Source organism: Burkholderia sp. R-40 (assembly GCF_049942845.1).
Classification (GTDB): domain Bacteria; phylum Pseudomonadota; class Gammaproteobacteria; order Burkholderiales; family Burkholderiaceae; genus Burkholderia; species Burkholderia ambifaria.
The window spans coordinates 3,057,931-3,069,390 of record NZ_CP187967.1 but is presented as its reverse complement, the minus strand read 5'-3'; the positions used below and the strand labels follow the sequence as shown (position 1 = coordinate 3,069,390).

11 protein-coding genes are annotated in these 11,460 nt (G+C 70.0%); 6 read left to right on the top strand and 5 right to left on the bottom strand.

The genetic code is table 11. The features are described from left to right. Positions 1-53 precede the first annotated feature (53 nt). Positions 54-698 (bottom strand): hypothetical protein, encoded by a 645-nt coding sequence (locus ACP26O_RS14175; RefSeq protein WP_175665371.1) that lies wholly within the window; start codon positions 696-698, stop codon positions 54-56. Between the two features lie 589 nt (positions 699-1,287). Between ACP26O_RS14175 and ACP26O_RS14170 the strand changes: the two genes are divergently transcribed. The 5 genes from ACP26O_RS14170 to ACP26O_RS14150 all read left to right on the top strand — a co-directional run bounded on the left by ACP26O_RS14170 (position 1,288) and on the right by ACP26O_RS14150 (position 5,603). After that, the gene (locus ACP26O_RS14170; RefSeq protein WP_034177242.1) at positions 1,288-1,548 is read left to right on the top strand and encodes a phosphopantetheine-binding protein; all 261 of its coding nucleotides are present in this window, start codon (positions 1,288-1,290) and stop codon (positions 1,546-1,548) included. Positions 1,549-1,655: 107 nt separating this feature from the next. Next, positions 1,656-2,372 (top strand): 3-oxoacyl-ACP reductase FabG, encoded by a 717-nt coding sequence (gene fabG, locus ACP26O_RS14165; RefSeq protein WP_175665372.1) that lies wholly within the window; start codon positions 1,656-1,658, stop codon positions 2,370-2,372. Between the two features lie 97 nt (positions 2,373-2,469). After that, entirely contained in the window at positions 2,470-3,759 is a 1,290-nt protein-coding gene (locus tag ACP26O_RS14160; protein ID WP_175665373.1) for an endoribonuclease L-PSP, read from the top strand. A 125-nt stretch (positions 3,760-3,884) separates the two neighbouring features. Further along, positions 3,885-4,691: a glycosyltransferase family 2 protein gene (locus tag ACP26O_RS14155; RefSeq protein ID WP_175665374.1), complete on the top strand. Its 807-nt coding sequence runs from the start codon at positions 3,885-3,887 to the stop codon at positions 4,689-4,691. A gap of 150 nt (positions 4,692-4,841) precedes the next feature. Next, entirely contained in the window at positions 4,842-5,603 is a 762-nt protein-coding gene (locus ACP26O_RS14150) for a M48 family metalloprotease (protein ID WP_011657922.1), read from the top strand. Positions 5,604-5,714: 111 nt separating this feature from the next. Here the strand turns inward: ACP26O_RS14150 and ACP26O_RS14145 are convergent, their stop codons facing one another. The 4 genes from ACP26O_RS14145 to ACP26O_RS14130 are packed head-to-tail and all read right to left on the bottom strand — an operon-like array spanning position 5,715 to position 10,431. Next, positions 5,715-7,415 carry a lactate permease LctP family transporter gene (locus ACP26O_RS14145; protein ID WP_175665375.1) on the bottom strand — a complete coding sequence of 567 codons (1,701 nt, stop codon included), beginning with the start codon at positions 7,413-7,415 and terminating at the stop codon, positions 5,715-5,717. A 51-nt stretch (positions 7,416-7,466) separates the two neighbouring features. Beyond that, positions 7,467-8,912: a LutB/LldF family L-lactate oxidation iron-sulfur protein gene (locus ACP26O_RS14140; RefSeq protein ID WP_175665376.1), complete on the bottom strand. Its 1,446-nt coding sequence runs from the start codon at positions 8,910-8,912 to the stop codon at positions 7,467-7,469. Further along, positions 8,909-9,634: a LutC/YkgG family protein gene (locus ACP26O_RS14135; RefSeq protein ID WP_175665377.1), complete on the bottom strand. Its 726-nt coding sequence runs from the start codon at positions 9,632-9,634 to the stop codon at positions 8,909-8,911. The genes ACP26O_RS14140 and ACP26O_RS14135 overlap by 4 nt, the downstream gene beginning before the upstream one ends. After that, positions 9,631-10,431 carry a (Fe-S)-binding protein gene (locus ACP26O_RS14130; protein ID WP_175665378.1) on the bottom strand — a complete coding sequence of 267 codons (801 nt, stop codon included), beginning with the start codon at positions 10,429-10,431 and terminating at the stop codon, positions 9,631-9,633. Before ACP26O_RS14130 ends, ACP26O_RS14135 begins: the two co-directional genes overlap by 4 nt. A 140-nt stretch (positions 10,432-10,571) precedes the next feature. Between ACP26O_RS14130 and ACP26O_RS14125 the strand changes: the two genes are divergently transcribed. After that, the gene (locus ACP26O_RS14125; RefSeq protein WP_011657917.1) at positions 10,572-11,285 is read left to right on the top strand and encodes a FadR/GntR family transcriptional regulator; all 714 of its coding nucleotides are present in this window, start codon (positions 10,572-10,574) and stop codon (positions 11,283-11,285) included. The last annotated feature ends 175 nt before the right edge of the window (positions 11,286-11,460 follow it).

Sequence of the window (11,460 nt, the reverse complement as noted above, 5' to 3'; positions counted from 1 at the left end):
GCGGGAAGCGGTGACCGGCGTGGCCGCGATGCGGCGCCGCGCCGGCCATGAATTCATCGTGACGGTTGGGTCGACGCGCGGTACGCGCGCACCGCGTCGACCATGCCTGCCCGCGCTTCGTGCGGCAGCGCGAAGCGCCGGCACGCATGCTCGGCGGCGAACATCACGGCGACGAGCGGCAGCGACAGGTAGTTCGCGAACGTCGACCACGCGACGATCGGCGCGGTCGCGAACATCAGCGTCGACACGGCGGCGATCGCGACGAAGAACAGCGTCCACGCGAGCGTGATGCGCCGCGTGTAGCGCGCGACGGCCGGCGTGATCGTGCCGTGGATCATCGTCGCGAAACGTGTGCACAGCGGCACCTGGCCGGCCGCGAGCGTGCGGCCGAACAGCAGCGCCATCGCGAGGTTGAAGCTCGCGTGTTCCAGATACAGTCCCCATTCGAAATGGCGCGCGAGCGGGATGCGCGCGGCCCACAGTGCGACGGCGGCCAGTAGCCACGCCGGCACGAGCCACGCGCGCCGCGGCGAGCGCCATGCCGCACCGAGCGCGAGCAGCAGCGGCGGCACGAGCGCCATCGCGAGGCCGACGCCATGCGCGCCGGGCGTCGCAGCCGCGTAATGCGCGCCGATCTGGTACGCCGCCACCGCGGCGAGCGCGCCGACGCCGCGCACGATCGCGAGCGGCGTGCTCATCGCGGCGCTCCCGGCGCGCGATGTGGGCGCGCGTCGCCGCCGGCGGCCGCGGCACGGCGGCGCACGGGCGGGCAAACGGGGGCGAGGCAAATGGACGGGCGCGGCATGGCTGCTGGAAACATCGGGCGTATCGTGAGGCCGGACGCGTTCGTCGGGCCGTCAAACATCATATGAATGGCGGCCGGGACGCTTGTCCGGGCCGGCTGTCGTGCTCGCCATTTTAGGGCCGCTGCGTGGCCGTTCGAGACCGGCGCGGTCAGGTTTTGTAACCGAATGTATGGCAGCGCACCGACGCTTTCGCGGCGGCGATCCATTTCCATCCGAAGCGGCTCAAGCATCTGCTGCGATCGGGGCCCGAAACCGGCCGCGGCGCGGCCCTTCAGTCTGTAACCATTCACGGTATACGCACCGATACCCATCCACTAGAATCCGCGTAACTTTTACAAACGACCCCCAATAACGCAGGCGGGGAAGCCGGCAGACGCCGGAGGGACGGAGATTCGCGCGGGCTTCGCACGCGCCGGGCATGCATGACGGTTGCCGTTTCCGGGTGCCTCCCGCTGCCACGGGCCGCCTGCCCGCAAGCATGATGAACGCACTGGAACAAGAGCTCGCCACGCTGATCATCGGCGAACTGAATCTCGAAGACGTCCCGCTCGAAACGGTGACGGCCGGGACCCCGCTGTACGGCGAGGGCTTCGGGCTCGACTCCATCGACATCCTCGAAATCGCGCTGCTGATCTCGAAGAAATACGGCTTCGAGCTGCGCTCGGACAATCCGGATAACAAACAGATCTTCGCGACGCTCGGCGCGCTCGCCGCATACGTCGCCGCGCATCGCACGAAGTGACGGGCGCGCACGGCGCGGCACACGGATGATTACCGCACGCGGCGGCCGTCGCTGGACGACAGGCCGCCACGTCGATCGAGGTGAAACGCGATGAACGGAGCAAGTCGATGCGGGCGCTCGTAACGGGCGGCAGCGGCGCACTCGGGCAGGCGATCTGCACGGCGCTCGCGCAGGCCGGTCACGAAGTCTGGGTGCACGCGAACCGGAATCTCGCGCAGGCGGAGGCCGTCGCGCAGCAGATCGTCGCGGCCGGCGGCACCGCGCACGCGATCGCATTCGACGTGACCGATGGCGACGCGACGCTCGCCGCGCTCGCGCCGTTCGTCGACGACGCGCCGGTGCAGATCCTCGTCAACAACGCGGGCATTCACGACGACGCGCCGATGGCCGGCATGTCGCGCCGGCAATGGCACAGCGTGATCGACGTGACGCTCAACGGTTTTTTCAACGTCACGCAACCGCTGTTGCTGCCGATGATCCGCACGCGGCGCGGCCGGATCGTCAACATCGCGTCGGTCGCGGGCGTGACCGGCAACCGCGGGCAGGTCAACTACGCGGCCGCGAAGGCGGGGCTGATCGGCGCGACGAAGTCGCTGTCGCTGGAGCTTGCATCGCGCGGCATCACGGTGAACGCGGTCGCGCCCGGCATCATCGAATCGCCGATGGCCGCCCCTGCGTTTCCCGCCGAACGGATCAAGCAGCTCGTGCCGGCGCAACGCGCGGGCCGGCCCGACGAAGTCGCGGCGATGGTCGCGTATCTGGTATCCGATGCGGCCGCCTATGTGACGGGACAAGTGCTGTCCGTCAACGGCGGGCTCGCATGACGACGCGCGCAGCGTCGGCTTGACGCGAAGCAACGGCGCGCAACGCGGCGCGTGGCCCCGGTGCCGCGAGCCTGCGCCGCATAGTGAGGAAATCGAAGTGTCAGTGCATCCAGTCGACGCCGAACGGCGAGCGTGTTCCCTGTCGTCCGCCCCGACCGCGGTCGCGCACGGACACACGGCAGCCGCGCCTGCCGCTTCGCGAGCGGGCATCCCGCTCGCAGCGAAGGGCGGCAGCCGTGGGCTGCGGCTCGCCCGGATCGATCACGCACGGCTGGCCGCGCTGCTGCACGCTGCGCAGCAGCGGGGCGACGCATTCGAGCACCTCTTTCCCGGTGCGCTGGGCGCGGTGTGCATCGGCGCGGCCGGATCGCCGGCCGATGCGCTGGCACGCATGCTCGCCGTCGCCGCGCCCGACCTGCCACTCGCACCGGTGCCGATGACGCTGCTCGATGCCGGCGGCCACGCACGCGGCGGCGCGGTCTGCGAAATCTGGCAGTGCGACGCGCCCGACTTGCGCAGCGCGCGACGCGGTGCGCTGCAGTACCGCTACAGCGAAACCGCGGGGCTCGTGTTCGGCAGCATCGTCGTGCAGGAAACGCAGGAAACGGCCGATATGGATCACGACGGCGGCACGCCGCTCGAACGCGCGACATACGGCGCCTACCGCGCGCTGTTCGACGTGCTCGATACGCTCGGTCTCCCGCATCCACTGCGCATCTGGAACACGGTGCCGGCGATCAATGCGCAGCAGTTCGGGATCGAACGCTATCGTCAGTTCAATATCGGCAGGCAGCGGGCGTTCGACGCGTGCCGCCGCGCGCTGACGGGCGGCGTGCCGGCCGCCTGCGCGCTCGGTTCGGTCGTGCCGGTCACGGGCGACACGCCGCCGGCCGCGCCGCTCGCGATCCATTTCATCGCGAGCCGCACGCCGGCCGATCCGGTCGAGAACCCGCGCCAGGTCAGCGCGTATCACTACCCGGCCGAGTACGGCCCGCGTGCGCCGACGTTCGCGCGCGCGGCCGCATGGACCGACGGCGCTGCGGCACCGCTGCTGTTCGTGTCGGGCACCGCCAGCATCGTCGGGCACCGCACCCTGCATCGTGGCGATGTCGTCGCGCAAACGCGCGAGACGATCGCGAACCTGGCGGCCGTGCTCGAGCAGGCGGCGCGGCAGGGGCATGGCCCGTTCACGCTTGCGGACTTGAGCTATCGCGTCTACGTGCGCGACGCGGGCGACACCGCGGCGCTCGCCGCGATCGAACGCGCGCTGCGCGATGCGGCCGGCGCCGACGTGCGCGCCCTGTTCGTCCACGCGCACGTGTGCCGCGACGATCTGCTGGTCGAGATCGACGCGAGCGCCGGCCATCCGCTGGAGCAACTGTCGTGAAGCGCGAGGGCCTGTCGCTGCGCGAACCGTCGCCGCAGCCGGGCGGCGTCGAGGAAGCCTGTCGGCGCGCGCCCGCAGGTCATACACTTTTGTCAGGATCATCGTCTTCGCAATCGGCCGTTCCCATGTCCAAGCTGCACGCCTCGTCCACCCATCTCGTGTTGATTCCGAGCTACAACCCGGGCATCAAGGTCGACACGACCGTGCGCAACGCCCGCGCGCAGTGGAATCCGGTGTGGGTCGTCGTCGACGGCAGCACCGACGGCAGCGCCGAGCGGCTGCAGGCGATGGCCGAGCGCGATCCGGGGCTGCGCGTGATCGTCCTGCCGCAGAACCGCGGCAAGGGCGCGGCGGTGCTGGCCGGCCTCGACGCGGCGGCCGCGAGCGGCTTCACGCACGTGCTGACGATGGATTCCGACGGCCAGCATCCGGCCGAGCTGATCCCCGAATTCATGGCCGTATCGCAGGCGAGCCCGGACGCGATGGTGCTCGGCCTGCCGAAGTTCGACGCGAGCGCGCCGCAGTTGCGCGTGCAGGGCCGGCGGTTGTCGAACGGCTGGGCCGACCTCGAGACGCTGTGGGCCGGGATCGGCGATTCGCTGTACGGCTTTCGCGTGTATCCGGTCGCGCCGCTCGCCGCGATCATGCATCGGCAGCCGTGGATGCGCGGCTTCGACTTCGATCCGGAAGCGGCCGTGCGGCTGTGCTGGGCCGGCGTGCGGCCGATCCGCATCGAGGCGCCGGTGCGCTACTTCGGCGCGCACGAGGGCGGTGTGTCGCATTTCCACTACGGTCGCGACAACGCGCTGCTCGCGTGGATGCACCTGCGGCTGTTTGCCGGTTTCGTGGTGCGGCTGCCGATGCTGGCCGCGCGGCGGCTGATGCGCCGGCCGCGTACCGCATTCAGCCGGTCGCCCGGCCGCCGCGATTGACCGCCGGTTCGTCATCAATCGGTTGAGGAATTGCGCCGTTCATTCCGCATCGGCCGGTAATCAACCTGTCATTCGATGTAAACATCTGGTAATTTTCTGCCGGATTATGCAAAATCGCCGCTCCCAACTACAACTACCGAGGGATCCGGGATGCATATCAAGAAAGCAGCGGCAGCGTGTGGCATGGCGTTCCTGTTGAGCGCATGCGGCGGCGTGCAGAATCTCGACGCGAACAGCCTCACGTCGGCGGGGACCAACCTGTACAAGGCGGCGACGCTGTCGGACAGCGACATCGCGGCACTGTCGAACGACTCGTGCAAGTCGAGCGACGCCGAATCGAAGATCGCCGCGCCGAACAGCGCGTACGCGAAGCGCCTGACGAAGGTGATGAAGGGCTTCGGCGACATGACGCTGAACGGCCAGAAGATCAACTACAAGGTCTACATGACCAAGGACGTCAACGCGTGGGCGATGGGCAACGGCTGCGTGCGCGTGTACAGCGGCCTGATGGACATGATGAACGACGACGAACTGCGCGGCGTGATCGGTCATGAAATGGGCCACGTCGCACTGGGTCACTCGAAGAAGGCGATGCAGACCGCCTACGCGGTCAGCGCGGCGCGCACCGCGGCCGGCGCGGCATCGCCGGGCGTCGCGACCCTGACGAGCTCGCAGCTCGGCGACATCACCGAGAAGTTCATCAACGCGCAGTTCTCGCAGACGCAGGAAAGCGCGGCCGACGACTACTCGTTCGACCTGATGAAGCAAAAGAGCATGAACCAGAAGGGCCTCGTCACCGCGTTCCAGAAACTCGCGCAACTCGATGGCGGCAAGAGCTCGATGATGAGCTCGCACCCGTCCTCGTCGAGCCGTGCGCAGCACATCCAGGATCGCATCGCGAAGGGCAGCTGATCGCCGATCGCGGCGCCGGCTTCGTCCGGCGCCCGGGATGAACCAAACCCCACGCTCTTTCGGGCGTGGGGTTTTGTTTTTTGGAGCCCGGAAAGCGGCCGCGCCGCGTGCTTACGGCACCATTCCCGGCAGCACGTAGGCCTGCACGAGCGTGATCAGGCCGACGATCACCGCGAACAGCAGGCTGTGGCGCACCGTGAAGCGGAACAGATCGGACTCCTTGCCGACCAGGCCGGTCGCCGCGCATGCCACCGCGATCGACTGCGGCGAGATCATCTTCGCGGTCACGCCGCCCGTCGTGTTCGCGGCGACCGCGAGCGTCTCGGGCACGCCGAGCTGGTGCGCGGTCGCCTGCTGCAGCGAGCAGAACAGCGCGTTCGACGACGTGTCCGAGCCGGTCAGGAACACGCCGAGCCAGCCGAGGAACGGCGAGAAGAACGGGAACGCGGCGCCGGTGCCGGCCAGCATCAACGCGAGCGTCGACGACATCCCCGAGTAATTCGCGACGAACGCGAACGCGAGCACGAGGCCGATCGACAGGATCGGGCGCGTGAGTTCCTTCAGCGTCTCGCCGAACGTGACGAGCGCGTCGCGCGGCTTCATCCGCAGCAGCGCCATCGAGATCAGCGCGGTCACGAGGATCGCGCTGCCCACCGCCGACACGAGGTCGAGCTTCAGCACCGCGTCGAGTGCCTTCGGCGTCGCGGCGATCGGCGCGGTCTTCACGACGAGCTGGTCGAGCCCGGCAACGTGGAACTTCAGGACGGTCGACGCGAGCGCGCCGTGCGCGGCGAACAGCGCCTTGAACGGCGCGATGCTCCACACGGTGACGACGGCCGTCAGGATCAGGAACGGCGACCACGCGCGCACGGTCTGCGCGAGCGAGTACGGCGACGCCTGGCGGCTTGCGCCCGACCCGTTGCCGCCCGCGCCGAACCCCGCGAGCGCCGCGCCGCCGCCGGACGTGACGACGCCGCCTGCCGTCTGCTTCGCGCTGCTCGGCTGCCACACCTTCAGGAATACGGCCAGCGACACGAGGCTGACCAGCGACGACGTGATGTCCGGCAGCTCGGGCCCGATGTGGTTCGACGTGAAGTACTGCGTGACCGCGAAGCTGCCGCCCGCGACGAGCGCGGCCGGCCACGTCTGACGCACGCCGCGCAGCCCGTCCATCATGAACACGAGCCAGAACGGCACCGCGAGCGACAGCAGCGGCAACTGGCGGCCGGCCATCGCGCCGATGTGGAGCGGGTCGATGCCCGTCACCTGCCCGGCGACGATGATCGGAATGCCCATCGCGCCGAACGCGACCGGCGCGGTGTTCGCGATCAGGCACAGTCCGGCCGCGTGCAGCGGCTTGAAGCCGAGGCCGACGAGCAGCGCGGCCGTGATCGCGACGGGCGCGCCGAAGCCGGCGGCGCCTTCGAGGAACGCGCCGAACGAGAAGCCGATCAGCAGCATCTGCAGCCGCTGGTCGTCGGTGATCGACAGCACCGACGCGCGGATGATGTCGAACTGGCCGGTCTTCACGACGATCTTGTACAGGAACACGGCCGCGACGATGATCCACGCGATCGGCCACAGGCCGTACGCGAAGCCGAAGCCGGCCGCCGCGAGCGCCTGCGGCACGGGCATCCCGTACGCGACGATCGCGACGCCGAGCGACAGCAGCAGCGTGATCGCGGCGGCCACGTGCCCCTTCATCCGCAAGGCGGCGAGCGCGATGAAAAAGAAGATGATCGGAATTGCGGCGACGAACGCCGACAGCCCGAGGCTGCCGAGCGGCGTGTAGATCTGATGCCAAACCTGCATGGTTGTCTCCTCCATGGATTTATCGGGGTACGGGTTTGAAAGCGGGGTGTTCTATTCGGGCTGGCCGCGCGCGCGCAGCAGGTCGGACAGGCTGCGCGGCGCCGGCTCGAGCGGCGTGCGGTGCTGGGTCCAGCCCATCTGCTTCGCGGGCGTCAGCGCGCGCAGCCGCGTCGCGGTCCAGCGGAACGCGCGATACGCGCGCGGATGCGCGAACGCGCCCGACCAGAAGCGCCACACGAGGTCTTCCGCGCGGTTGTAGTTCGCGCCCTGGCCGCGCAGCGGATGCGCGACGGGTTCGTCGGGCTTGCGGTTCGCCTCGGTGCGCAGCCGCACCAGCAGCTGCGGGATCGGAATCCGGACCGGGCACACCTCGCCGCACGCGCCGCACAGCGTCGACGCGGTCGGCAGGTCGGCCGTCGCGTCGAGGCCGAGCAGGTGCGGCGAGATGATCTTGCCGATCGGGCCGGGATAGGTCGTCCCGTACGCGTGGCCGCCGATGCGCGTATAGACGGGGCAATGGTTCATGCACGCGCCGCAGCGGATGCACTGCAGCGTCGCGCGCAGCTGTTCGTCCGCGTAGGCCTGCGTGCGGCCGTTGTCGAGCAGCACGAGATGCAGCTCGCGCGGGCCGTCGCGTTCGCCTTCGCGGCGCGGGCCCGAGATCAGGTTGAAGTAGGTCGTGATCGCCTGGCCGGTGGCCGAACGCGTCAGCAGGCTCGACAGCGGCACGATGTGCTCGAGCTTCTCGACGACCTTCTCGATCCCCATGATCGCGACGTGCGTATCGGGTACGGTGGTCGACAGCCGGCCGTTGCCCTCGTTCTCGACGAGCCACAGCGTGCCCGTGTCGGCCGCCGCGAAGTTCACGCCGGACAGGCCGATGTCGGCTTCCGCGAACGCGCGGCGCAGCGCGCGCCGGCCGGTCTGGATCAGCTCGTCGACGTCCTCCGTGTAGCGCGTGCCGGGGATGTGCCGCTCGAACAGCTCGGCGATGTCGCCGCGGGTCTTGTGGATCGCCGGCATCACGATGTGCGACGGCTTCTCGCCCGCGAGCTGCACGATGAACTCGCCCATGTCGGACTCGATGCAGTCGACGCCGTGATCCGCGAGGTAATGGTTCAGCTCGATTTCCTCGCTCGCCATCGACTTGCCCTTGATCACGCGGCGCGCATGGTTCGCCTGCGCGATGCCGAGCACGATCGCGTTCGCGTCGGCGGCCGTCTCGGCCCAGTGCACCTGCACGCCGGCGGCGGTGAGCTTTGCCTCCAGCTGTTCGAGCAGCGCCGGCAGTTGCGCGAGCGCGTGCTGCCGCACGGCTTCGCCGAGATCGCGCAGCTGCTGCAGCTCGGTGTCGTCGGGGAACTGGGACGTACGCTTGCCCTGCAGGAAGTCCATCGCGCCGCGAAAGCTTTGGCGCAGCGCGGGATCGTCGAGCGCGGCGCGCGCACGGGCCTTGAAGTCGCCGGGGGTGACGAATTGCAGCGGTTGGTCGCTCATCGCGGCAGCTCCTGGCAGGCGGTTGCGGCCGGTTCGGCGGCCGGCCCGGTGACGATCACGACCCAGAGGTGGCGCGGGCCGTGGGCGCCGTACGCGAGGGTCTGCTGGATATCGGACGTCTTCGACGGGCCCGACACCAGCACGACGTTGGTCGGCATGCCGGCGTGCCAGCGCTCCGCGTGCACGGCCGCGTGAAGGTCGGCATGCAGCGTGTTCGCGTGGACGAGTGCGATGTGCAGCGGCGGCACCAGCGACACCGTGCGCGGCGTGCCGGCATCGGGCGCGAGCACCACGGTGCCGGTCGTCGCGATCCCCGAGCGCGCGACGGTGAAGCCCGCGTCGATCGTGTCGAACAGCTCGGCTTTCCACGCGTCGATCGGCCGGTCGAACGGCACCGGCGCGACCCCGTCGGGCAGCGCCCGCGCGAGCGCCGCGGATTCGGCGCGTGCCGGGTCGAGCAGCAGGCGGCGCACGCCGGCGTCGGCCAGACGCGCGGCCAGCTGCGCGGGCCACGCGTCGGCGCTCGCGCACCAGACATCGGCATGCGACGCGGCGAGCGCGGCCTGCATCGTCTGCGCGAGTACAAGCGGGTCGGGTGCGGCAGGCGCGCGCCGCGCGGCGTAATGCGTGTCGATGCGCGCATCGAGCGCCGATGCGGCGTTCGCGGCGACGCCGGGCGCGGCGGCGCGCAGGCGCGCGAGGATCGCGTCGCGCGCGCTCATTGCGCATCCCCGCGCAGCGAGCCGGCGCCAGCCGTGCGGCGCCACAGGAAGCTCGCGAAATGCTCGACGGGCAGGGGAGCGCCAGCCTTCTCGGCCGCGTGACCGATGTTCAGCAGGCAGCCGCAGTCCGCCGACACGAGGCGCTCGCAACCGGTCGCGCAGGCCGATGCGACCTTGTCGCTCACCATCGCGCCGGAGATGTCGGGATGTTTCAGCGAGAACGTGCCGCCGAAGCCGCAGCATTCCGATTCGCGTTCGTGTTCGATGCGCGTGACGCCCGGCAGCGCGTCGACGAGCGCGACGCCGTGCACGCGGGTGCCCATCTCGCGGCGGGCCGCGCACGACGTGTGCAGCACCACGCGTTCGTCCGGGCCGGCATTCGCGGTGACGGCATCGAGCCGCACGTGGAGCACATGGACGAGGAATTCGGCGAGTTCGTAGGTGCGCTCCGCGATCGCGCGGGCCTTCGGGCCGTGCACGGGATCGTCGGCGAACAGCGCCGGCCAATGGTGCCGGATCATGCCCGCGCACGAGCCGGACGGCACGATCACCGGCCAGGGCTCGGCGAACAGGTCGAGCTGCGCGGCCGCGACACGGCGTGCCTCGTCGGGATTGCCGCTGCTGTACGCAGGCTGCCCGCAGCAACTCTGGCCGCGCGGATAGTGGACGGTCAGGTCTTCGCGTTCCAGCAGGCGGACCGTGTCGAGCCCGGCTTCGGGGACGAACAGGTCGACCAGGCAGGTCGCGAACAGGTAGACGTGCGCGGGGGCGGCGGTGGGGTAGTGCCTTTCGTTCATGTCTCGCTCCAGGTGCGGCGGCCCGGCATGCGCATGCGGGACGACGATTTCGCTTTCGCTGCATAATTCCCGCGACGGCGCCGAAGCTCAAATTGGTTGGGCCAATCGACGCGACGAGTATTCCGGATGGGGAGACGGCGATGGCGGCGATGACGGCACGGGGCCGGACCGAAGTGGTGATGCGCAAGATCGAGACGGCGCTGCTCGACGGCACGTGGCAGGCCGGCGCGCGGCTGCCGGCCGAGCGCGTGCTCGCGCAGCAGTACGGCGTCGCGCGCAACACGGTGCGCGAGGCGACCCAGCGGCTCGTCGCGCGCGGGCTGCTGCAGAGCCGGCGCGGCGCGGGCGTGTACGTGACGGACCAGTTGCGCGCGGGCATCGCGTCGCCGTGGGGCCAGCTGGTCGCCGACCACCCGGCGTTGCGCGACGACATTCTCGAATTCCGTCGCGTGCTCGAAGGCGCGACCGCGTATTTCGCCGCGCTGCGCGCCGACGCGAGCGACCGGCGCCGGATCCGCGCGCTGCTGCGCGAGCTCGAAACCGCGCACGCAAACGACGATGCGGCCGTCGAGGCATCGGCCGATGCGAAGCTGCACGAGGCGATCGCGCTCGCGTCGCACAACACGATGTTCCTGCACCTGCATACGAGCGTGATCGGGATGCTGCGCGAGCACATCTCGATCAACGTCGCGGGGATGACGACGCACGAGCAGGCGTCCGAGTTGCTGCTGCAGCAGCACCGGGTGGTGTGTGACGCGATCTGCGCGCAGCGGCCCGAGGAGGCGCGCACCGCGATGCAGACGCATATCGACTACGTGCGCAGCCACTTCGAGCGAAGTGGCGACGCGCCGTGAGATTGGTTGGACCATGGCCGCCTCAGGCCCGCACGGCGGACGATCGCGAGCCGCAGGCCGCCGGGCCGGGGCGCGCGCCGCGGGCGACGCGCGTTTTGCTGCGGCGCGGCGCCACCCGCGCCGGCCGCGCGATTGACCGGTTCATCCGGCGCCCACTAGAATCGGCTGGAGCCGC

What these genes read in the sequence shown, in the direction of transcription:
- ACP26O_RS14175 (WP_175665371.1), bottom strand. Translation starts at nt 698, where the DNA reads ATGAGCACGCCGCTCGCGATCGTGCGCGGCGTCGGCGCGCTCGCCGCG.
- ACP26O_RS14170 (WP_034177242.1), top strand. Translation starts at nt 1,288, where the DNA reads ATGAACGCACTGGAACAAGAGCTCGCCACGCTGATCATCGGCGAACTG.
- fabG (WP_175665372.1), top strand. Translation starts at nt 1,656, where the DNA reads ATGCGGGCGCTCGTAACGGGCGGCAGCGGCGCACTCGGGCAGGCGATC.
- ACP26O_RS14155 (WP_175665374.1), top strand. Translation starts at nt 3,885, where the DNA reads ATGTCCAAGCTGCACGCCTCGTCCACCCATCTCGTGTTGATTCCGAGC.
- ACP26O_RS14150 (WP_011657922.1), top strand. Translation starts at nt 4,842, where the DNA reads ATGCATATCAAGAAAGCAGCGGCAGCGTGTGGCATGGCGTTCCTGTTG.
- ACP26O_RS14145 (WP_175665375.1), bottom strand. Translation starts at nt 7,415, where the DNA reads ATGCAGGTTTGGCATCAGATCTACACGCCGCTCGGCAGCCTCGGGCTG.
- ACP26O_RS14140 (WP_175665376.1), bottom strand. Translation starts at nt 8,912, where the DNA reads ATGAGCGACCAACCGCTGCAATTCGTCACCCCCGGCGACTTCAAGGCC.
- ACP26O_RS14135 (WP_175665377.1), bottom strand. Translation starts at nt 9,634, where the DNA reads ATGAGCGCGCGCGACGCGATCCTCGCGCGCCTGCGCGCCGCCGCGCCC.
- ACP26O_RS14130 (WP_175665378.1), bottom strand. Translation starts at nt 10,431, where the DNA reads ATGAACGAAAGGCACTACCCCACCGCCGCCCCCGCGCACGTCTACCTG.
- ACP26O_RS14125 (WP_011657917.1), top strand. Translation starts at nt 10,572, where the DNA reads ATGGCGGCGATGACGGCACGGGGCCGGACCGAAGTGGTGATGCGCAAG.